This is a genomic window from Enterobacter sp. GER_MD16_1505_Eko_090, from assembly GCF_003331015.1.
Lineage (GTDB): Bacteria > Pseudomonadota > Gammaproteobacteria > Enterobacterales > Enterobacteriaceae > Enterobacter > Enterobacter roggenkampii.
Genome location: NZ_PUQF01000006.1, coordinates 172185 through 193125, shown reverse-complemented (window position 1 = coordinate 193125; position 20941 = coordinate 172185). Strand labels below are relative to the sequence as shown.

Annotated in this window: 15 protein-coding genes and 1 CRISPR repeat array; of the genes, 5 read left to right on the top strand and 10 right to left on the bottom strand. The window is 57.8% G+C overall.

Annotated elements, in window-relative coordinates:
• Positions 1-20: 20 nt before the first annotated feature.
• On the top strand, positions 21-1832 hold the full coding sequence (locus C6A40_RS09065) for a chitinase (protein WP_008500007.1): 1812 nt from the start codon (positions 21-23) through the stop codon (positions 1830-1832).
• Between the two features lie 112 nt (positions 1833-1944).
• On the opposite strand, the gene C6A40_RS09060 is transcribed toward C6A40_RS09065, so the two are convergent.
• The 4 genes from C6A40_RS09060 to poxB form a co-directional block, all read right to left on the bottom strand.
• Positions 1945-2958 (bottom strand): NAD-dependent epimerase/dehydratase family protein, encoded by a 1014-nt coding sequence (locus C6A40_RS09060; RefSeq protein WP_045334103.1) that lies wholly within the window; start codon positions 2956-2958, stop codon positions 1945-1947.
• A gap of 92 nt (positions 2959-3050) precedes the next feature.
• Positions 3051-4487 (bottom strand): SDR family oxidoreductase, encoded by a 1437-nt coding sequence (locus C6A40_RS09055; RefSeq protein WP_045334105.1) that lies wholly within the window; start codon positions 4485-4487, stop codon positions 3051-3053.
• Between the two features lie 10 nt (positions 4488-4497).
• Entirely contained in the window at positions 4498-5499 is a 1002-nt protein-coding gene (ltaE, locus tag C6A40_RS09050) for a low-specificity L-threonine aldolase (protein WP_021240900.1), read from the bottom strand.
• A 38-nt stretch (positions 5500-5537) separates the two neighbouring features.
• A complete protein-coding gene (gene poxB / locus C6A40_RS09045) occupies positions 5538-7256 on the bottom strand; it encodes a ubiquinone-dependent pyruvate dehydrogenase (protein WP_114191263.1) in 1719 nt (572 codons plus the stop codon).
• A gap of 151 nt (positions 7257-7407) precedes the next feature.
• Between poxB and C6A40_RS09040 the strand changes: the two genes are divergently transcribed.
• Positions 7408-7842, top strand: a complete 435-nt coding sequence (locus C6A40_RS09040) for a DoxX family protein (protein WP_045334108.1) — start codon at positions 7408-7410, stop codon at positions 7840-7842.
• Positions 7843-8007: 165 nt separating this feature from the next.
• Positions 8008-9600: direct repeats of the CRISPR family, unit length 28 nt; unit sequence GTTCACTGCCGTACAGGCAGCTTAGAAA.
• A 146-nt stretch (positions 9601-9746) separates the two neighbouring features.
• Here the strand turns inward: C6A40_RS09040 and hcr are convergent.
• The 4 genes from hcr to aqpZ form a co-directional block, all read right to left on the bottom strand.
• Positions 9747-10715: an NADH oxidoreductase gene (gene hcr / locus C6A40_RS09035; RefSeq protein ID WP_045334109.1), complete on the bottom strand. Its 969-nt coding sequence runs from the start codon at positions 10713-10715 to the stop codon at positions 9747-9749.
• 10 nt (positions 10716-10725) lie between these two features.
• Entirely contained in the window at positions 10726-12378 is a 1653-nt protein-coding gene (gene hcp / locus C6A40_RS09030; RefSeq protein WP_045334111.1) for a hydroxylamine reductase, read from the bottom strand.
• A gap of 144 nt (positions 12379-12522) precedes the next feature.
• Positions 12523-13422 carry a lysine exporter LysO family protein gene (locus C6A40_RS09025; protein WP_021240895.1) on the bottom strand — a complete coding sequence of 300 codons (900 nt, stop codon included), beginning with the start codon at positions 13420-13422 and terminating at the stop codon, positions 12523-12525.
• A gap of 170 nt (positions 13423-13592) precedes the next feature.
• Complete coding sequence (gene aqpZ / locus C6A40_RS09020; RefSeq protein WP_008499998.1) at positions 13593-14288, bottom strand: aquaporin Z; 696 nt, start codon at positions 14286-14288, stop codon at positions 13593-13595.
• Positions 14289-14578: 290 nt separating this feature from the next.
• Here aqpZ and C6A40_RS09015 point away from each other — a divergent pair, with 290 nt between their 5' ends.
• A complete protein-coding gene (locus C6A40_RS09015; RefSeq protein WP_058657749.1) occupies positions 14579-16237 on the top strand; it encodes an ATP-dependent endonuclease in 1659 nt (552 codons plus the stop codon).
• Here C6A40_RS09015 and C6A40_RS09010 read toward each other — a convergent pair.
• On the bottom strand, positions 16234-17190 hold the full coding sequence (locus C6A40_RS09010) for a VirK/YbjX family protein (RefSeq protein WP_023292896.1): 957 nt from the start codon (positions 17188-17190) through the stop codon (positions 16234-16236). The two genes, C6A40_RS09015 and C6A40_RS09010, sit on opposite strands and share 4 nt — an antisense overlap.
• A gap of 159 nt (positions 17191-17349) precedes the next feature.
• On the opposite strand from C6A40_RS09010, the gene macA reads away from it, so the two are divergent.
• Positions 17350-18465, top strand: a complete 1116-nt coding sequence (gene macA / locus C6A40_RS09005; protein WP_045334114.1) for a macrolide transporter subunit MacA — start codon at positions 17350-17352, stop codon at positions 18463-18465.
• The gene (macB, locus tag C6A40_RS09000) at positions 18462-20402 is read left to right on the top strand and encodes a macrolide ABC transporter ATP-binding protein/permease MacB (protein WP_023343675.1); all 1941 of its coding nucleotides are present in this window, start codon (positions 18462-18464) and stop codon (positions 20400-20402) included. The genes macA and macB overlap by 4 nt, the downstream gene beginning before the upstream one ends.
• A gap of 70 nt (positions 20403-20472) precedes the next feature.
• Here the strand turns inward: macB and cspD are convergent, their stop codons facing one another.
• On the bottom strand, positions 20473-20694 hold the full coding sequence (cspD, locus tag C6A40_RS08995) for a cold shock-like protein CspD (protein WP_008499993.1): 222 nt from the start codon (positions 20692-20694) through the stop codon (positions 20473-20475).
• Positions 20695-20941: the final 247 nt, after the last annotated feature.

The following is a 20941-nucleotide window of genomic DNA, read 5'->3' as shown; positions in this document are numbered from 1 at the left end:
TAAATACAGGATTATTTGAAATGACGAAAAGGACATTACTGAGCGTTCTCGTGGCGGGGGCATGTATTGCACCCTTTATGGCCCAGGCTGCATCACTGCAGGCGGCCAGCAGTGAGCCGTACACCATGAAAGCCAGCGATCTGGCGAAAAAGGAAAAAGAGCTGACCAATTTCCCGCTGATGGTTTCGGTGAAGGATACCATTGCGACCCTGGACAATAGCCTCGTTGAGCAGATTGAGCCAGGTCGTGCCTCGAACCCTGACAACGTCAAGCGCGTTGAAGGGATCGTGAAGGCCAGCGACTGGGAATATCTCTTCCCGCTGCGCGCTCAGTCTTATACCTACAGTAACTTCCTGAAGGCTGTTGGTAAATTCCCGGCACTGTGTAAGACCTATAACGATGGTCGCGACAGCGACGCCATCTGCCGCAAAGAGCTGGCGACCATGTTCGCCCACTTTGCGCAGGAAACCGGCGGCCATGAGAGCTGGCGTCCGGAAGCCGAGTGGCGTCAGGCCCTGGTTCACGTCCGTGAAATGGGGTGGACCGAAGGCCAGAAAGGCGGCTATAACGGCGAATGTAACCCTGACATCTGGCAGGGACAGACCTGGCCATGCGGTAAGGACAAAGACGGCGACTTCGTAAGCTACTTTGGCCGCGGCGCGAAGCAGCTGTCTTACAACTACAACTACGGTCCGTTCTCTGAAGCGATGTTTGGCACCGTCCGCACCCTGCTCGACAAGCCTGAGCTGGTGGCGGATACCTGGCTGAACCTGGCAAGTGCGATCTTCTTCTTCGCCTATCCGCAGCCGCCAAAACCAAGCATGCTGCAGGTTATCGACGGCACCTGGCAGCCAAACGATCACGATAAAGCCAACGGACTGGTTCCGGGCTTCGGCGTGACCACCCAGATCATCAACGGTGGCGTAGAGTGCGGCGGCCCAACCGAGATTGCCCAGTCTGAAAACCGCATCAAGTACTACAAAGAGTTCGCGAACTACCTGAAAGTGCCTGTTCCGGCGAATGAAGTGCTGGGCTGCGCCAACATGAAGCAGTTCGATGAAGGCGGCGCCGGCGCGCTGAAGATCTACTGGGAGCAGGACTGGGGGTGGAGCCCGGATACGCCGGACGGTAAGACCTACTCCTGCCAGCTGGTGGGGTACCAGACGCCGTTCAGCGCGTTCAAAGAGGGTGACTACACCAACTGCGTTAAGAAGTTCTATAACGTGAACATCATTAACGACGACGGCTCAGCCGTGACCCCAGGAGAAGACAAAACCCCGGCAGACACCACGCCGCCAGCGGATACGACGCCAGCGGAAGATACCACCCCTGTTGAACCGGCTACCGTGAATCACGCCCCTGTGGCGCAGATTGCGGGCCCAATCGGGGCGGTTGAAGCGGGTGCGCAGGTTTCCCTGAGCGCGGAAGGCTCCACTGACGCCGACGGTAACAAGTTGACCTACACCTGGCGTTCCCAGGATGGCCAGACCGTGACCGGTCAGGACAAAGCGGTGGTGACCTTCAAGGCGCCAGAGTCTGCAACGGCTCAGCAGTACGAAATCGGCCTGACCGTCAGCGATGGTGAACTGACCAGCACCACGTCCTACCTGCTGAATGTGAAAGCGAAAGCCGAGTCTAAGGACGAAGGCACTTCCGGCTCTTACGCCGCGTGGAGCGCGAACAGCAAGTACAACGCAGGTGATATCGTGAACAACCACGGTAAACTGTTCCAGTGCAAACCGTTCCCGTACAGCGGCTGGTGTAACAATGCCCCGGCATACTACGAACCCGGCGCTGGCCTGGCGTGGGCTGATGCCTGGACGGCTCTGTAAAAGCAAACGGCAACCTTCGGGTTGCCGTTTTCGTACATGAGGCTAAGGGGCGAGGGGACAGTACGGAGCCGTTGTAGGCCCGGTAAGGCGAAGCCGCCACCGGGCAAAAAGGCTAGCGATGCAGCTTCCCGTGATCCCGCAGCCACGCCGCCGTGCGCATAATCCCTTCATCCAGCGTCACAACCGGTTTATACCCCAGCTCATTCTCCGCCCGCGAAATATCCAGCGTGAAGTCAAAGTTGAGTTTAGAGACGCCGTAATGCGTCAGCGCAGGCTCTTTGGCTGTTTTACTGCCAAAGCGCTCCATGCTGCGGGCGATCATATCCAGCATTGGGTAGGGCACGGAACGGATACGGCAGTTGATCTGCAGCTCGTCGATCAGCCGCTGCACAATGCTGCGCAGCGTGCAGGGTTCGCCGTTAGTGATGTTGTAGGCGCGACCGGAGATCAGCTTATCGCAGTCCGGCTGGCTGGCCAGCCACATGGCGTGAACGGCGTTTTCGTAGTAGGTCATATCCACAAGGGCATCGCCACCGCGCGGCAGCAGCACGCTGCCGTAATGGTGCATCATCTGCGCCAGACGCGGAATAAATACCTTATCGTGCGGCCCGAACAGGCTCTGCGGACGCAGGACCGTAAAGCGGGTGTGCGGGTTTGACTGCGCCAGCAGGTCGATGACCTCTTCGCTGGCCGCCTTGCTGCGGGCAAACTCGCAGGCAAAGCGAGAAGGGCGGAAATCTTCCTGCACGTCACGATGGTGGTGATAGTCGAAATAGAGTGACGGTGACGAGATATGAATAAAGTTACGCACGCCCCAGGCAACGGCCCATTCCCCCAGACGACGGGTGGCCCGCACGTTGGCGAGATCGAAGGCTTCCTGGGTCCCCCACGGGGAGGTAAAACTGGAGCAGTGCCATAGCGTGTCGATACCGGCGAGCATCACCTTCGCCTGCGAGGAGACCAGCTCCGTCAGGTCGGCATGGACGAACTCTGCGCCCATTTTTTGCAGCAGCTTACCCATCGCTTCGTTGCGACCGGTAGCCCTGACGCTGATGCCCTTGTTGCGCAGAAATTCGACCGCATTTCGGCCTAAGCCGCTGGTCGCCCCGGTAACCAGTACCTTCATAGCTATCCACTGTGTTGAAAAGAATTTCGTGCGCATTCTTTCGTGAATTACGGCGCTATGCAATGGGAAAGGTGAAAGAAAGAGAGTTTTATTTAGATCTTTTCCGTCTTTTGTTCTGCCCGTTGCGCAATGCGTTTCGCCATTCCCCGGAAGATAAACAGGTGGGCAGGGATCATCAACAGCCAGTAGAACAGACCCGGCATTCCGTGCGGGTGCCACCAGGCGCGCACGTCCAGTTCACGATGATCGCCTTTGTCTTTCAGGGTAAAGCAGAGTCGGCCCAGCCCCGGGGCTTTCATGCCGAACAACAGCGCCAGCTGTTTTTCCGGTTCGACGACGATCACCTTCCAGCTGTCGACTGCGTCGCCCACCTCAAGATACGGGCGTGCCGGGCGGCCTTTCGCCAGCCGGTGGCCCACCAGCAGGTCCATCGCCCCGCGCGTTTGCCAGAGGAGATTACCGAAGAAATACCGTTCTTTGCCGCCAATCTGGTTCACCACCTCCCAGAGCGCGGCCAGGCTCGCGGAGGTTTTCACCGTGCAGCCCGCCTGTTTCGGGTAATAACCATACTCTGGCCGCCAGCGGGCAAAGGCCTGGGCGTCGTAGCCCCAGTCGCTGGAGTTCACCAGCTGTTCTTCTTCCTTGAGCGTATTGCGCACGGCATCGTCAAAGCGGATCAGATCCTGAGGAATTAAGGCGCGCAGCGCGCGATCGTCGGCCAGCAGATCGTGCTTCAGCCCCTGGATCAGCGCTTTGGCGGTCGTCGGCGGCACCGAGGTGATGACATTCAAAAACCACACCGAAATCCAGCGCGTCGGGAAGGGAATGGGGATCAGCCAGCGGCGGCGGCCGCTGACGCGCATGAAATGTTCGAACTGCGCCTGATAGCTCAACACTTCCGGGCCTGCCGCTTCCAGCACGCGATGTTTCTCCGCCGGGTGATCCAGCAGGGCCACCAGATAATGCAGGAGGTTCTCCAGCGCAATCGGCGTGGTGCGCGAACGGACCCAGCGCGGCGGCGTGAGCACCGGCAGGTTGTAGACCATATCGCGCATCACTTCGAAGGCGGCAGACCCCGCGCCGACGATGATTCCGGCGCGCAGTTCGGTGACGGGGATATTGGCCCCCCGCAGGATGTCCGCCGTCAGCTGGCGGGCGCGCAGGTGATCGGACTGCTCGCGTTCAGGTGCCTGAAGTGAACTGAGAAAAATAACCTGCTTCACCGGGCTTTGCAGCAGGGCATCGCGGACGTTCATCGCTACCTGACGCTCGTGGGCGATAAAATCTCCGCCTTCGCCCATGCTGTGCACCAGGTAGTAAAGCGTGTCGACCCCTTCCAGCAGCGCGGGAAGCGCCTTTGGCCAGTTGAGGTCAACGTTGTGACAGGTAACGCCCGGCAAACCGAGTTTTTGCAGGCGTTCGGTATTGCGTGCCGCAGCCAGCACCTGGTGCCCCTGCTGGCTTAACGCCGCGGTGAGATGCTGACCGATATACCCGCTGGCGCCGAGCACCAGAATGCGTTGCGGCACGTGATGCTCCTTATCGCTGTAAAAACGCCTGCCAGTGTTTTACCACGTCGGCCAGCTGCTCGCGGTTGACGTCGAGATGCATGACCAGACGCACCACAGGTGAGGCGTTGATCAGCACGCCACGTGCTTTCATGAACTCGCCAAGCGCAGCGGCGTGGTCATCGCCCACGCGGACGAACAGCATGTTGGTGTCGTGGCGCATCACGTCGGCGCCAATTTCACGCAGCTGCGCCGCCATCCACGCGGCGTTGTCGTGATCGTCCTTCAGGCGCGCCACGTTGTTTTTCAGGGCATACAGCCCGGCAGCCGCCAGAATACCCGCCTGGCGCATGCCGCCGCCGGTCATTTTACGCCAGCGGTTGGCGCGCTTGATGTAGTCCGCATTGCCCACCAGCAGGGAACCCACTGGGGTGCCCAGCCCTTTAGAGAGGCAGATGGTGAACGAGTCGCAATATTGCGTAATCTCTTTCAGCGCGCAGCCGTATTCCACCACGGCGTTGAAGATGCGCGCGCCATCCACGTGCAGACCGAGCCCGCGCTCGCGGGTAAACTCCCACGCCGCCTTCAGGTATTCGCGCGGCAGGACCTTGCCGTTGTGGGTGTTTTCGAGGCTGAGCAGACGGGTGCGGGCAAAATGAATATCATCGGCTTTGATTTTCGCCGCGACTTTATCAAGGGGCAGGGTGCCGTCCGGCGCGGCGTCGATCGGCTGCGGCTGAATGCTGCCGAGCACCGCGGCACCGCCCGCTTCGTAGAGATAGTTATGCGCGCCCTGGCCGACAATATACTCTTCACCGCGCTCGCAGTGGCTGAGCAGCGCCACCAGGTTGGCCTGCGTGCCGGTGGGCAGGAACAGGGCGGCCTCTTTTCCGCTCAGCTCTGCGGCATAGCGCTGAAGTTCGTTGACCGTCGGGTCATCGCCGTAGACGTCGTCCCCGACCGGGGCGGCCATCATCTCTTCGAGCATGGCGCGACTCGGGCGGGTAACGGTATCACTGCGTAAATCAATCATGGCATGTCCTTATATTTAAAAAGGCGATGCCAGATGTTTTACCTGAGCCAGTTGGTTTTTGCCAGTTCGATCACCTCGTCACCGCGACCGCTGATGATCGCGCGCAGCATGTACAGGCTAAAGCCCTTGGCCTGCTCCAGCTTGATCTGTGGCGGGATCGCCAGCTCCTCTTTGGCGACCACCACATCGACCAGTACCGGGCCGTCGATGGAGAAGGCGCGCTGCAGGGCTTCATCCACCTCGGACGCTTTCTCCACGCGGATGCCGGTGATGCCGCAGGCCTCTGCGATGCGGGCAAAGTTGGTGTCGTGCAGCTCGGTGCCGTCCGTCAGGTAACCGCCTGCCTTCATCTCCATCGCCACGAAGCCCAGCACGCTGTTGTTAAAGACCACGATTTTCAGCGGAAGCTTCATCTGCACCACCGACAGGAAATCACCCATCAGCATGCTGAACCCGCCGTCGCCGCACATCGCCACCACCTGACGCTCCGGCGCCGTTGCTTTTGCGCCCAGCGCCTGCGGCATGGCGTTAGCCATCGAGCCGTGGTTGAACGAGCCGAGCAGTCGGCGCTTGCCGTTCATTTTCAGGTAGCGTGCCGCCCAGACGGTTGGCGTGCCGACGTCGCAGGTGAAAATGGCATCGTCGTCCGCGTAATGGCTGATCTGCTGCGCCAGATACTGCGGGTGAATGGCTTTGTCGCTCGGTTTGGCGAGGTCGTCCAGACCCTTGCGGGCATCGCGATAGTCGCTTAGCGCTTTATCGAGGAACTTGCGATCGGTTTTCTCTTCCAGCAGCGGCAGCAGGGCGGCAAGGGTGGATTTGATGTCGCCCACCAGCGCCATATCGACCTTGCTGTGCGCGCCGATGCTGGCCGGGTTGATATCAATCTGAATGATTTTGGCATCCGTCGGGTAAAACGCGCGGTACGGGAACTGGGTGCCGAGCAGGATCAGCGTGTCGGCGTTCATCATGGTGTGGAAGCCGGAAGAAAAACCGATCAGCCCGGTCATGCCTACATCGTAGGGGTTATCGTATTCGACGTGCTCTTTGCCGCGCAGGGCGTGGACGATCGGGGCTTTCAGCTTTCCGGCAAATTCCAGCAGCTCTTTATGCGCGCCCGCACAGCCGCTGCCGCACATCAGGGCGATATTGCTGGCGTAACGCAGCAGCTGCGCCAGCTTTTTCAGCTCCTCCTCGGCTGGGGTCACCACCGGCTGCGGCGCGTGATACCAGTGGGTGCTGGCTCCTTCCGGCGCGGCCTTGAGCGCCACGTCGCCCGGGATAACGACCACGGACACGCCGCGATTCAGCACGGCCTTGCGCATGGCGATCGCCAGAACCTGCGGGATCTGCTCCGGGGATGAAACCAGTTCGCAATAGTGGCTGCATTCACGGAACAGCTCCTGCGGATGCGTCTCCTGAAAATAGCCGCTGCCGATTTCGGAAGAGGGGATGTGGGCGGCAATCGCCAGCACCGGCACGTGATTGCGGTGGCAGTCGAAAAGGTCGTTGATCAGGTGCAGGTTACCCGGCCCGCAGGATCCGGCGCAGACGGCCAGCTCACCCGTAAGCTGTGCTTCAGCGCCTGCGGCAAACGCGGCAACCTCTTCATGGCGGGTCGGCATCCATTCAATGGTCTTCATCTTGTTGAGGCTGTCGCTGAGTCCGTTGAGGGAATCGCCGGTGACGCCCCAGATACGTTTTACGCCAGCCTGTTCGAGCGTTTTCGCTATATATGCAGCCACGGTTTGTTTCATGGTTGTCCGTCTCCTTTTTGTGATAACGCTTACAAGCTTAGAAGAAAGTCTCCGTATTGCCCGTCAAATCCCCCCAATTAAAAGGTGCTTTTCACGCGCAACGCTTCGGCATAATCTGATGATACCTCAGTGAAAACAGGAATCATTTCAAATGGTTAAATCATTGTTAATTGCTGTTAATGAAAAGCTATCGTGCGACGATCTCGGCAAACTCTTGTTACGACTTGTCGTCGGCGGGCTGATGCTCTTTCATGGGTTGCATAAGCTGTTTGGCGGGGTGGGCTTTATCAGCGGTATGCTGGTGGAGAAAGGGCTGCCGGGGTTTATTGCCTACGGCGTGTTGATTGGCGAGGTGGTGGCGCCGCTCCTGATTATTGTCGGGCTCTTTACGCGCCCGGCCGCGCTGGTGCTGGCGTTTACGATGATCGTGGCGTGGCTGATGGTGGGATTGGATGAGACATTCGCGCTCGACAAGGTCGGCGCATGGGCGATTGAAAGCCTGGTGTACTTCTTTATCGGCTCGCTGGCAGTGGCGTTTTTAGGGGCAGGGCGGTTTGCGCTGGGGAAAGCACCTGCGTGGCGGTAGGGGTTGGAATCTGTTCCGAGGGAAGGGGTCTACGGACCCTTTTTTATTGGTGAGTTTTAAGTTGTTGATTTCACAACGGTGAATTGTTGGTGGGGAAAAAAGGGTTTACGGAGAATTTTAGGGGGATTTCTTTATATCACAAGAAGATAGGTGTAGATTGTTCCAGTTCACTGCCGTACAGGCAGCTTAGAAAACGGAATATCCAAATTTCCAGCAGGACTGTAAGTTCACTGCCGTACAGGCAGCTTAGAAATGGAGTACCTGAAGAACCAGAACGACGCATCAAGTTCACTGCCGTACAGGCAGCTTAGAAATCGCCGCCTTTGGCGTTTCAGGAGCATATAAAGTTCACTGCCGTACAGGCAGCTTAGAAACCGGCCCTTCTCGCCGTCCAGTGTCGCCGACAGTTCACTGCCGTACAGGCAGCTTAGAAACAGCGCGGCGAGTTTTATGATTGTTCTTCGTTGTTCACTGCCGTACAGGCAGCTTAGAAAATATTCACCACAGCCGAAATAGCGAATTTTATGTTCACTGCCGTACAGGCAGCTTAGAAAAAATAAGGAGAGCAGTTTTGGTAGTGCTCAGTGTTCACTGCCGTACAGGCAGCTTAGAAAAGATGCCTCCGGCGGCGCTACCGCGGGTTGCTGTTCACTGCCGTACAGGCAGCTTAGAAAGCCCACGTCGCGCAACCCGCGGTGGCTTTCGTGTTCACTGCCGTACAGGCAGCTTAGAAAATTCTGGTACCCATAAACGAAACCGCCCACGTGTTCACTGCCGTACAGGCAGCTTAGAAAGCCAATAGGGCGAAGAGCAGGGAATGACTCACGTTCACTGCCGTACAGGCAGCTTAGAAAGATACCTGGAACAACAACCGGAGGGATTTGAAGTTCACTGCCGTACAGGCAGCTTAGAAAATGATGACCAGCACGGTCTACTGTGTAATAGAGTTCACTGCCGTACAGGCAGCTTAGAAAATAACAGCATGGAACTGAATATAGTCCTTTTTGTTCACTGCCGTACAGGCAGCTTAGAAATGAACGAATTCACACCGCCGCCGATCACAGCGAGTTCACTGCCGTACAGGCAGCTTAGAAAGCGCGCAGGCGCGCCGGGCTACCTGCGGCCAGAGTTCACTGCCGTACAGGCAGCTTAGAAACTAAACATTGATGGCAATTCACGAATAAGCCTGTTCACTACCGTACAGGCAGCTTAGAAATCCCATATGTCCATAAATCCACGCAGCGACCTCGTTCACTGCCGTACAGGCAGCTTAGAAAGTTATCAGGCTGCCTGTGCAGTATGGTCATCAGTTCACTGCCGTACAGGCAGCTTAGAAAAGGAGGAGCACAAGGGGCGGCGACTGAAAGTTGTTCACTGCCGTACAGGCAGCTTAGAAAATGGAGATTCTCAACGACCAGCTAAACCAGGAGTTCACTGCCATACAGGCAGCTTAGAAAAGGAACAGGCGTTTATACATCGGCTTGATAAAGTTCACTGCCGTACAGGCAGCTTAGAAATCGTAAACTAATGACCACACTGGAGGGTTTATGTTCACTGCCGTACAGGCAGCTTAGAAAGTGCCTCTGGCTGATGCGCTGGCGCGCATCCTGTTCACTGCCGTACAGGCAGCTTAGAAAATTCCGACAAATCAGTTAACCCTGGTGACGAGCGTTCACTGCCGTACAGGCAGCTTAGAAATCTGTAGCTTGCCGCCAAAAGAAGGCCGACTAGTTCACTGCCGTACAGGCAGCTTAGAAAGCACTTCAGCCGGGTAAGCGTCGGTGGTTAGGGTCGAATGCCGAACAGGCAGTAGGCACAACGTAGGCCGGGTAAACGCAGTGCCACCCGGCAAAAAAGCCCGGTGGCGCTGACGCTTACCGGGCCTACGAACGAGCGTTTATTGTTTATGCGAGGACCAGATCGCCCTGCGGATGGCACGAGCACGCCAGCACGTAACCCTCGGCAATTTCCGCGTCGGACAGCGTCATGGTGCTGGTGACGGTGTACTCCCCGGAAACCACCTTTGTTTTACAGCAGCCGCACACCCCGGCACGGCAGGCCGCCGCCACCGGTACGTTGTTGCTTTCCAGCGCCTCCAGCAGCGTCGTGCCCACGCGGCCAAAGAAGGTCTGCGCAGGCTGCAGTTTGGTGAACTGAATCCCGCTGGTTGCCGCTTCCGCCACCGGCGTGAAGAACTGCTCTTTGAAGAAACGGGTCACGCCTAGCGCTTTCACTTCTTCTTCCACGATAGCCATGTACGGCGCCGGGCCGCAGGTCATCACGGTGCGGTTCGCGATATCCGGCACGCTTTGCAGCAGCTCGCGGCTCAGGCGACCGGGCACAAAACCGTGCGTTGCGTTGTGCTCAGCCACCAGCGTCACCGGATAATCACGCCACTCCTCGGCAAAAATGACATCGTCCGGGGAGCGCACGCTGAAGATCGCCTGCACGTCGGCCTGCGGGCGGTTTTTTGCCAGCCAGCGGCGCATCGACATAATCGGCGTTACGCCACAGCCCGCCGCCAGCAGCAGGAATTTATCGTCCGCTTTGTCGTCACAGGTGAATTCACCCTGCGCGTCGGAGAGCCAGATATAATCCCCGCGCTTCACGTCACGGGTCAGCCACTGAGAGCCGGCACCGTCATCAATGCGGCGGACGGTGAGCGTGATGTATTCGCTGACGCCCGGCGTGGAGGAGAGGGTGTAGGCGCGCAGGGTGTCCGCCGAATGGCGAACGCTAACCAGCGCATACTGACCTGCTCGGTACGGATAGTAGTCGTGGCACAGCAGCGACAGCGTCCACACATCCGGCGTCTCCTGATGGATGTGATGCACCTGCATCCGCCACGGGCATTGTGAGGTTGGCATGGTCATAAATTACTCCTTACGCGCTCAACAGCTGCTTCATATCGTCTTCAACGTTGGTCACGGAACGCAGGCCGAATTTCTCGTTCAGCACGGCCAGCAGGTCCGGCGTCAGGAAGCCAGGCGCTGTCGGGCCGGTCACGATGTTGGTCACGCCCAGAGAGAGCAGGGTCAGCAGGATGACAATCGCTTTCTGCTCAAACCAGGAGAGCACCAGCGAGAGCGGCAGATCGTTGACGCCGCAGCCCAGTTTTTCCGCCAGCGTGACCGCCAGAATAATGGCCGAGTAAGCATCGTTACACTGGCCCGCATCGATCAGGCGCGGCAGGCCTTCGATGTTGCCGAAGTCCAGCTTGTTGAAACGGTATTTACCGCACGCCAGGGTCAGGATCAGGCAGTCTTCCGGCACGCGGGTGGCGAAATCGGTAAAGTAGTTACGCTCGCCGCGCGCGCCGTCGCAGCCGCCGACGAGGAAGATGTGGCGCAGCTTTTCGCGGCTGACGAGGTCAATCAGCGAATCGGCGGCGCCGAGCAGGGTTTCACGCCCGAAGCCGACGGTGATCAGATGCGGGATCTCGCTGTACGGGAAGCCTGCCATCTGCTGCGCTTGCGCTATCACCGGTCCGAAATCGTCACCTTCAAGATGGCTCACGCCCGGCCAGCCGACGATGCTGCGGGTCCAGATGCGGTCGTCATACGCGCCCACGGTCGGGTCGATGATGCAGTTAGAGGTCATCACGATAGGACCAGGGAAGCGGGCAAATTCCACCTGCTGGTTCTGCCAGCCGCTGCCGTAGTTACCGATCAGGTGCTTGAATTTACGCAGCTCCGGATAGCCGTGCGCTGGCAGCATTTCACCGTGGGTATAGACGTTAACGCCGGTGCCTTCGGTTTGCTTCAGCAGGTTGTAGAGATCTTTCAGGTCATGACCGGAGATCAGGATGCATTTGCCCTCGGTCGCTTTGACGTTGACCTGCGTCGGCGTCGGGTGGCCGTAGGTGCCGGTTTCACCCGCATCCAGAATGCTCATCACGCGGAAGTTCATCTGGCCGATTTCCATTGAGCATTCCAGCAGCGCGTTCATATCGGCAGGCCAGGTGCCCAGCCACGCCATGATTTTATGGTACTGGGCGTAGATGTCGTTATCGTACTGACCGAGCACGTGCGCGTGTTCCATATAGGCCGCAGCGCCTTTCAGGCCGTACAGGCACAGCAAGCGCAGGCCGAGAATGTTCTCGCCAATCGCTGCTTTGTCTTTGTTTGGGGTGAATTCGGCCGCCTGACGCTGCAGATCGCCGAGATCGTCGCTTACCAGCTGGAGTTCAGACATCGGGTTTTCCACGCGGGCGTTAGCATCCGCCTTCAGGCACTGCGCCTTCAGCGCTTCACGCAGGGCAATGGCTTCGCGGGCATAGCCAACAATGCGCGGAGAGTCGAAGTTAACGTTGGTCAGCGTGGAGAAGAAGGCGCGCGGGGCGAAGCTGTCGACGTAGTGGTCGATGATGCCATATTCGCGGGCTTTAAACGCCCATGCGGAAAGGCCTTGCAGGGCGGCAATCAGCAGGTCCTGCAGGTCAGATGTTTCTGCGGTTTTGCCGCACATACCCTGTGCGTAAGAGCAGCCATTGCCTGCGGGGGTACGGATGGTTTGTTCACATTGCACACAAAACATAATCACACCTGTTAAAGTTATATTTGATATACATGTTTAAGGTTATGCCTGTGCCAGAACGGAGAAAAGGGCTTTCTGCTACAAAATAGAGGGAGATTGATTTAGCGCAATTTTGGCGGCAGGCGCCCTACCGCCAAAGAGGTATCAGGCCGAGAAGACGGCCATCAGAACCGGAACCAGCAGGCTTAAAATAAAGCCGTGAACGATGGCGGCGGGCACCATCTCCAGCCCGCCAGAGCGTTGTAACACTGGCAGGGTAAAGTCCATCGACGTCGCGCCGCACAGGCCCAGCGCGGTAGAGCGGCTGCGGCGAACCAGCCCCGGGATCAGCATAATGGCGAGCAGCTCGCGCGCCAGATCGTTAAAGAAGGCGGCACTGCCGATGACCGGGCCAAAGGATTCGGTCAGCAGGATACCGGAGAGGGAATACCAGCCAAAGCCTGACGCCATCGCGAGGCCGGTTTTCAGCGGCAGGTCGAGAATAAAGGCGTTAATGACGCCCGCTACCATGGAACTGGCGACCACAATGACCGCAACCATCATTCCCCGACGGTTTAAAACAATTTGCTTCAGCGTCATGCCATTATTTCGCAGCTGGATACCGATCAGGAACAGCAGGAAAATTAGCGTATATTCACTGGCCTCTGTCGCGTGCTGTAAAAATGCCCAGCCGGTCAGCCCAAGAAGAAAACCGAGCACCACGACGCCGCACAGTTTTAATGATTCCAGCGCCATCGCAATTCGGGAAGGCAGTTTTTCCTGATGATGATGGTTTTTCCACGGAACGGTGCGCTCAAGCCAGAATAATGCGGCGATATTACACAGCAAAATAACCACCACGGTGACCACAGAATAATGCAGGATGGAAAGCAGATTCGTCGCCAGATTATCCAGGAAGGCCAGGCTGATCCCCATAAAGAAAAGAATGACGTAAACAATCCAGCTGAGAAAACGGTTGATAAGCCGTAATGCGGATTCTCTGTGCAGCGGGATGAGATAGCCCACAATCAGGGGCAGCAGAATAATGAGGAGTCCTGAAAACATGAACAGCCGGTCCTTTTGAGTATCTGTTGAGCGCCAGAGACACTACCCAATAAAGACTGTTCAGTAAAGCGGCAATAAAAAAGCCGGGTGGCGGCTGCGCCTTACCCGGCCTACAAGTGCACACTCACGTGGGTCGGGTAAGCGTTAGCGCCACCCGACACCGCGCGCAATTAATCGCGTTTTTCCAGCAGGGTGCGGTATAGCACGCCACCCAGGATACCGCCGATAATCGGCATCACCCAGAACAGCCAGAGCTGCTCAAGCGCCCAGCCGCCCTGGAAGATGGCGACGGCGGTGCTGCGTGCCGGGTTAACGGAGGTGTTGGTGACCGGAATGGAGATCAGGTGGATAAGCGTCAGTGCCAGACCAATGGCGATCGGTGCGAAACCGGCTGGCGCGTGTTTGTCGGTTGCGCCGTGGATCACCAGCAGGAAACCTGCGGTCAGCACAATTTCAATCACGATGGCAGACAGCATGGAATAACCGCCCGGAGAATGCTCGCCGAAGCCGTTAGAGGCGAAGCCGCTGGCCGCCGCGTCGAAGCCAGCTTTACCGCTGGCAATGACGTACAGAACGCCCGCTGCGATAATACCGCCCACCACCTGAGCGACAATATAACCAATTACCTCTTTCGCCGGAAAACGACCGCCGGCCCATAAACCTAATGTCACTGCCGGGTTAAAATGACCGCCGGAAATATGCCCCACGGCAAAGGCCATGGTTAATACGGTTAAACCAAATGCCAGCGCGACGCCGACAAAACCGATACCTAATTCCGGGAATGCTGCTGCCAGAACGGCGCTACCGCAGCCACCAAATACCAGCCAGAATGTACCAAAGCATTCTGCTGCCAATTTTCTAAACATAACCACCTCAAATAATTTTCCGCACGCTTTCCCGCGCACGGGATATATCGCCATAAAGGGATGACGACTCAAAGAGTCCGTATTTTAGAAACCAATAACACCCCTTCGCCACTTAAATAAATTCGATTAATTTGATTTAAGGCAATGTGATGTCAATCCTTGTTCAAATCAGCGGTAAATAGAGCATAGACCAATTCTCGTCAGGGTGAATGTTGTGCTGTCGTGACAGGGCGCCTCCCGCTATACTGCTGATAACTTAAAGGAAAAAGTGAACATTGCGCGGGGGATTTATGCTTCTCGAACGTGTGGAAATTGTCGGGTTTCGCGGTATTAACCGCCTGTCGCTGCAGCTGGAACAGAACAACGTCCTGATCGGCGAGAACGCCTGGGGTAAGTCCAGCCTGCTGGATGCGCTGACGTTACTGCTTTCGCCCGAAGACGATCTGTATCACTTCGTTCGCGACGATTTCTGGTTCCCCCCCGGCGACGTGACGGGGCGCGAGAAGCACCTGCATATCATCCTGACGTTCCGCGAATCCGAGCCCGGACGTCATCGCGTGCGTCGCTTCCGCCCGCTGTCACCCTGCTGGGTGCCGTGCGATGATGGTTTCCACCGGATATTCTACCGGCTGGAAGGGGAGATGGCGGAAAACGAGGGCGTGCTGACCCTGCGTGATTTTCTTGATGAGAAGGCCGGCCCGATCCCGCTGGACAATATCGACGATCTGGCCCGCCACCTGATCCGCCTGACGCCGGTGCTGCGCCTGCGCGACGCGCGTTTTATGCGGCGCATCCGTAACGGTACCGTACCGAATATGCCGGAAGTGGAAGTCACCGCCCGCGAGCTGGATTTTCTGGCGAGAGAGCTGGTGTCGCGTCCGCAGAATCTGACCGACGGTCAAATTCGTCAGGGGTTGTCCGCAATGGTACAGCTGCTGGAGCACTATTTTTCCGAGCAGGGAACGTCGGAGTCGCGCCATCGCCTGATGCGCCGCCGCTCTCATGACGAACAGCGCAGCTGGCGCTACCTCGATATCATTAACCGGATGATCGACCGGCCCGGCGGTCGTACCCATCGGGTGATTTTGCTGGGTCTGTTTTCAACGCTTCTGCAGGCCAAAGGCACCGTGCGTCTTGACCGGGACGCCCGGCCGCTGCTGCTGGTGGAAGACCCGGAAACGCGCCTGCATCCCATCATGCTCTCCGTGGCATGGCATCTGCTGAATCTGCTGCCGCTCCAGCGCGTTACGACCACCAATTCCGGCGAATTATTATCGCTGACGCCGGTCGAGCACGTCTGTCGTCTGGTGCGTGAATCTTCCCGCGTCTCCGCCTACCGGTTAGGTCCGGGTGGATTGAACGCGGAAGACGGGCGGCGCATCGCGTTTCATATTCGCTTTAACCGCGCGTCGTCGCTCTTTGCCCGCTGCTGGCTGCTGGTGGAAGGAGAGACGGAAACCTGGGTCATCAACGAACTGGCGCGCCAGTGCGGCCACCATTTTGATGCGGAAGGCATTAAGGTGATTGAATTCGCCCAGTCGGGACTCAAGCCGCTGATAAAATTTGCCCGCCGGATGGGGATCGAGTGGCACGTTCTGGTCGACGGTGATGAGGCGGGCAAAAAATATGCCTCGACCGTGCGTAGCCTGCTGAATAACGAGCGCGAGGAAGAGCGCGACCATTTAACCATGCTGCCCGCGATGGACATGGAGCACTTTATGTATCGTCAGGGGTTCGACGACGTATTCCACCGAATTGCCATGGTGCCGGTCGATGTCCCGATGAACATGCGGCGCGTGATCGCCAAAGCTATTCATCGTTCTTCAAAACCGGATTTAGCCATTGAAGTGGCGACGGAAGCGGGGAGACGGGGCGTGGAGGCGGTGCCGACCCTGCTGCGGAAGATGTTTTCCCGCGTGCTGTGGCTGGCACGCGGGAGAGCGGATTAACGTTGAGTCGCCTGGTTCACCTGCTGAATCAGGCTGTCCAGCAGCGCGTAGCGGCGGCGATATTCGGAGCGTTTTTTGCTCGCAATCTCTTCCATCGGTTTACGCGGCATGACGAGTGGCAGCATGAAGTTGCCGCTATCCTGCTTTTCGCCGCCGATGGAGATCCAGAAACTGTCGTAATCGGCCAACAGTTTCCCCTCTTTTTTCTTGCGGTAGCGCCAGCTGCGATAAATATGGGTGTCATTACTGACGGCGACAATCTGTTCTACCGGGAAGGCGGTGCCGAGGGTCATGGCGGCTTCGACCAGCAGACGTTTTGGGAACAGACCATGGCAGGCCTTCGTCGCACCCTGGATCAGCTCATGGGGAACGTGGGCTTTTGCGCCCTGCAGGCCGCCGATAAACAGCGTCGATTTTCCCTCAAGCTGGCACAGGGTGAAGGTCATCTCGGCCAGCACCGTATTCTGGTGGTCGCAGAAGGCGAGGGTGGCTTCCCCTTCTTTATCCAGAAACGCATCGGCGCACAGGCGGACGGTAAATTGCTCTTCATCTTTACCGGTTAAGGTGAGCAGCGTGAAGCCCTTTTTCGACAGATAGCCCGAGAGCAGCGATGCCGGCATATGGCGGCTCATCGTTTGATAGTGCCAGTTAAGGGACTCAAGGGCCTGCTGGCGATCCATATTCACCGTCAGCCAGGGGCGATGCAGACGGCACGGCAGTCCTGGCTGCACCTGCAGCATTTGCATCAGGCTCGGCTGTTTTGCAAGGCTCGTCAACAGGCGAGCGGTACTTACAGGCGTCGCCAGCGAACGTAGCATGAATTTACGTCGATAGGCGGGGTTTTGCCACGCCAGCCCTGGCGTGAGCTTACCGGAAGCCAGATGACTGAAGAGCTGCCAACCCGATGCAGGCTGTGGCAGGTTTGAAAAAGGTGTATCGACGATGGAAGACATGTTAGATCCTGCTTCTTGATGAAGATCTCCATTTCAGCAGGCGGACTTTCAACGTCTCGTAAACAAATTGTGACGATTTCGGAGAACAGGGGTTTCGTTGAGGAGTCGTTTAGATAGAATCAGCATTTATCATTGCCAGAACATTTATTTGGAATATTTATGAACCTCAAGGGAAAACGCAGAACGCTGTTTCTGCTGCTGGCGGTCGTGGTGTTAGCCGGTGGGTACTGGCTATGGCAGGTGCTGAACGCGCCGGTGCCGCAGTATCAGACGCTGATTGTTCGTCCTGGCGAACTGCATCAAAACGTCCTCGCGACGGGCAAGCTTGATGCCCTGCGCAAGGTTGACGTCGGCGCGCAGGTCAGCGGTCAGCTGAAAACGCTGTCGGTTGAGATTGGCGATAAGGTAAAAAAAGGCCAGCTGCTCGGCGTGATCGATCCTGAACAGGCCGAGAACCAGATCCGCGAGGTGGAAGCCACGCTGATGGAGCTGCGCGCGCAGCGTGCGCAGGCGCAGGCAGAGCGTAACCTGGCCCAGGTGACGCTGACCCGTCAGCAGGCGCTGGCCAAAACCCAGGCGATCTCGAAGCAGGATTTAGATACGGCCACCACGGAACTGGCGGTGAAGCAGGCGCAGATTGGCACGATTGACGCGCAAATCAAACGCAACCAGGCCTCGCTGGATACGGCGAAAACCAACCTCGACTACACCAAAATCGTTGCGCCGATGGCCGGGGAAGTGACGCAAATTACCACGCTGCAGGGGCAGACGGTGATTGCCGCGCAGCAGGCGCCCAACATTCTGACGCTGGCGGACATGAGCACCATGCTGGTCAAAGCTCAGGTCTCGGAGGCGGACGTTATCCATCTCAGACCGGGGCAGAATGCCTGGTTTACGGTGCTGGGCGATCCGCAGACGCGCTACGAAGGCGTGCTGAAAGACATTCTCCCGACGCCGGAAAAGGTTAACGACGCCATCTTCTACTATGCCCGTTTTGAAGTGCCGAACCCGCAGGGCGTGCTGCGTCTCGACATGACCGCGCAGGTGCATATCCAGCTGACCGGCGTGAAGAACGTGCTGACCATTCCCCTCTCCGCGCTGGGTGAGTCCGCCGGTGATAGCCGCTATAAAGTGAAAGTGCTGCGCAACGGCGAAACGCGCGAGCGCGAAGTGGTGATTGGCGCGCGCAACGACACCGACGTGGTGGTGGTGAAAGGGCTGGAAGAGGGTGAGGAGGTTGTCATCAGCGAAAGCCTGCCCGGAGCCGCGAAATGACGGCATTGCTTGAGCTGAAAGACATTCGCCGCAGCTATCCGTCGGGCGATGGCCCGGTGGAGGTGCTAAAAGGCATCTCCCTGCGCGTGGAGGCGGGCGAGATGGTGGCGATTGTCGGGGCATCGGGCTCCGGTAAATCGACGCTGATGAACATTCTCGGCTGCCTGGATAAACCGACCAGCGGCACGTACCGCGTGGCCGGGACGGACGTCTCAACGCTGGACGGCGACGCGCTGGCGAAGCTGCGTCGGGAGCACTTCGGCTTTATCTTCCAGCGTTACCATCTGCTTTCTCACCTCAATGCCGCGCAGAACGTAGAAGTACCGGCGGTCTATGCGGGCGTCGAGCGGAAAAAACGCCTCGAGCGCGCGCAGATGCTGCTGACGCGCCTGGGGCTGGCGGAGCGGGTGGAGTATCAGCCCTCGCAGTTGTCCGGCGGCCAGCAGCAGCGCGTGAGTATTGCCCGAGCCCTGATGAACGGTGGGCAGGTGATCCTCGCGGATGAGCCAACCGGCGCGCTCGACAGCCATTCCGGCGAAGAGGTGATGGCGATCCTGCACCAGCTTCGCGATCAGGGGCATACGGTCATTATCGTGACCCACGATCCGCAGGTGGCGGCGCAGGCGGAGCGAATCATTGAGATCCACGACGGCGAGCTGGTCGGCAACCCGCCGCCGCGTGAGTCCAGGGCTGCGGCGCCGAAAGAAGTGCTTCCGGCATCAACCGGATGGGGGCAATTTTCCAGCGGCTTTCGTGAAGCATTGACCATGGCCTGGCTGGCGATGGCGGCCAATAAAATGCGTACGCTGCTGACCATGCTCGGCATTATCATCGGTATCGCCTCGGTGGTGTCGATTGTGGTGGTGGGCGATGCGGCCAAGCAGCTGGTGCTGGCCGATATCCGCGCAATCGGGACCAACACCATTGACGTCTATCCCGGCAAAGACTTTGGTGACGACGAGCCGCAGTATCAGCAGGCGCTGAAATACGACGATCTGGCGGCCATTCAGAAGCAGCCGTGGGTCAACTCCGCCACGCCTGCGGTGTCGCAAAACCTGCGCCTGCGCGTGGGCAATGTTGACGTGGCGGCCAGCGCGAACGGCGTCAGCGGGGATTATTTCAACGTCTACGGTATGACCTTCAGCGAAGGTGCCACCTTCAACGCCGAACAGCTGGCGGGCAGGGCGCAGGTGGTGGTGCTGGACGCAAACTCGCGCAGGCAGCTTTTCCCCAATAAAGCTAACGTGGTGGGCGAAGTGATCCTGGTCGGCAACATGCCTGCCACGGTCATCGGCGTGGCGGAAGAGAAGCAGTCGATGTTTGGCAGCAGCAAGATCCTGCGCGTCTGGCTTCCCTATACCACCATCTCCGGGCGGATTATGGGGCAATCCTGGCTCAACTCCATCACCGTGCGCGTGAAGGAGGGCTACGACAGCGCCATGGCCGAACAGCAGCTTGAGCGGCTGCTCACCCTGCGCCACGGGAAGAAAGATTTCTTCACCTGGAATATGGACGGCCTCTTGAAAACGGCGGAAAAGACCACACGTACTCTTCAGCTGTTCCTCACGCTGGTGGCGGTGATTTCGCTGGTCGTCGGCGGTATCGGGGTGATGAACATCATGCTGGTGTCGGTAACCGAGCGTACCCGGGAGATTGGCATCCGCATGGCGGTCGGGGCCAGAGCCAGCGACGTGCTGCAGCAGTTTTTGATTGAAGCCGTGCTGGTGTGTCTGGTCGGCGGTGCGATGGGGATTGCGCTCTCGATGATGATCGCCTTCGCGCTCCAGCTCTTTTTACCCGGCTGGGAGATTGGCTTCTCGCCGGTGGCCATTATTACCGCATTCTTGTGTTCAACCTTTACCGGCATTTTGTTTGGCTGGTTGCCCGCCCGCAACGCGGCGCGGCTGGATCCGGTGGATGCGCTGGCTCGGGAATAACCCGAAAATAAAAATGCCAGCCGATCGGGCTGGCATTTTGACTGCGGGATGTACACAATAAAACAGAGAGCTATGCAACCGTCTCTGCTTCAATGGGGACGATAAGGCTTGCATGATTGCCTTTTGGTCCCTGGTGGACATCGAACCGGACGGACTGCCCGGCTTTGAGCGTTCTGTAACCATCCATCTGAATGGTGGAATAGTGAGCGAAGATATCCTCGCCGCCGCCTTCGGGGCAGATGAAGCCAAACCCTTTGGCGTTGTTGAACCACTTAACAGTACCCATTTCCATGCTTCGACATCCTTCGTAAATCTTATAAGTTAAGATGGAATGAACCGGTGGTGGAGTGGGGGCTGTTCAAAACCTCGCCATCTCACGCTTGTACAATTTAGAGAAACGAAAGACGTCGTCAAGCGTTTGGCGCTGGAGATGGGACAATAATCAACCAAAGTTTGAAGCAGTTAACGCTATTGCAACAGTTTGTGACAGACATCGCGGATGACAGTAATAGATGATTGTTATCTAACATCTGAGGTAG

Bases quoted from the DNA above. Each gene is read 5' to 3' on its own strand.
- aqpZ (WP_008499998.1), bottom strand. From the start codon at position 14,288: ATGTTTAGAAAATTGGCAGCAGAATGCTTTGGTACATTCTGGCTGGTA.
- macB (WP_023343675.1), top strand. From the start codon at position 18,462: ATGACGGCATTGCTTGAGCTGAAAGACATTCGCCGCAGCTATCCGTCG.
- C6A40_RS09010 (WP_023292896.1), bottom strand. From the start codon at position 17,190: ATGTCTTCCATCGTCGATACACCTTTTTCAAACCTGCCACAGCCTGCA.
- ltaE (WP_021240900.1), bottom strand. From the start codon at position 5,499: ATGATTGATTTACGCAGTGATACCGTTACCCGCCCGAGTCGCGCCATG.
- C6A40_RS09060 (WP_045334103.1), bottom strand. From the start codon at position 2,958: ATGAAGGTACTGGTTACCGGGGCGACCAGCGGCTTAGGCCGAAATGCG.
- hcp (WP_045334111.1), bottom strand. From the start codon at position 12,378: ATGTTTTGTGTGCAATGTGAACAAACCATCCGTACCCCCGCAGGCAAT.
- C6A40_RS09040 (WP_045334108.1), top strand. From the start codon at position 7,408: ATGGTTAAATCATTGTTAATTGCTGTTAATGAAAAGCTATCGTGCGAC.
- C6A40_RS09065 (WP_008500007.1), top strand. From the start codon at position 21: ATGACGAAAAGGACATTACTGAGCGTTCTCGTGGCGGGGGCATGTATT.
- cspD (WP_008499993.1), bottom strand. From the start codon at position 20,694: ATGGAAATGGGTACTGTTAAGTGGTTCAACAACGCCAAAGGGTTTGGC.
- C6A40_RS09015 (WP_058657749.1), top strand. From the start codon at position 14,579: ATGCTTCTCGAACGTGTGGAAATTGTCGGGTTTCGCGGTATTAACCGC.
- poxB (WP_114191263.1), bottom strand. From the start codon at position 7,256: ATGAAACAAACCGTGGCTGCATATATAGCGAAAACGCTCGAACAGGCT.
- macA (WP_045334114.1), top strand. From the start codon at position 17,350: ATGAACCTCAAGGGAAAACGCAGAACGCTGTTTCTGCTGCTGGCGGTC.
- C6A40_RS09025 (WP_021240895.1), bottom strand. From the start codon at position 13,422: ATGTTTTCAGGACTCCTCATTATTCTGCTGCCCCTGATTGTGGGCTAT.
- hcr (WP_045334109.1), bottom strand. From the start codon at position 10,715: ATGACCATGCCAACCTCACAATGCCCGTGGCGGATGCAGGTGCATCAC.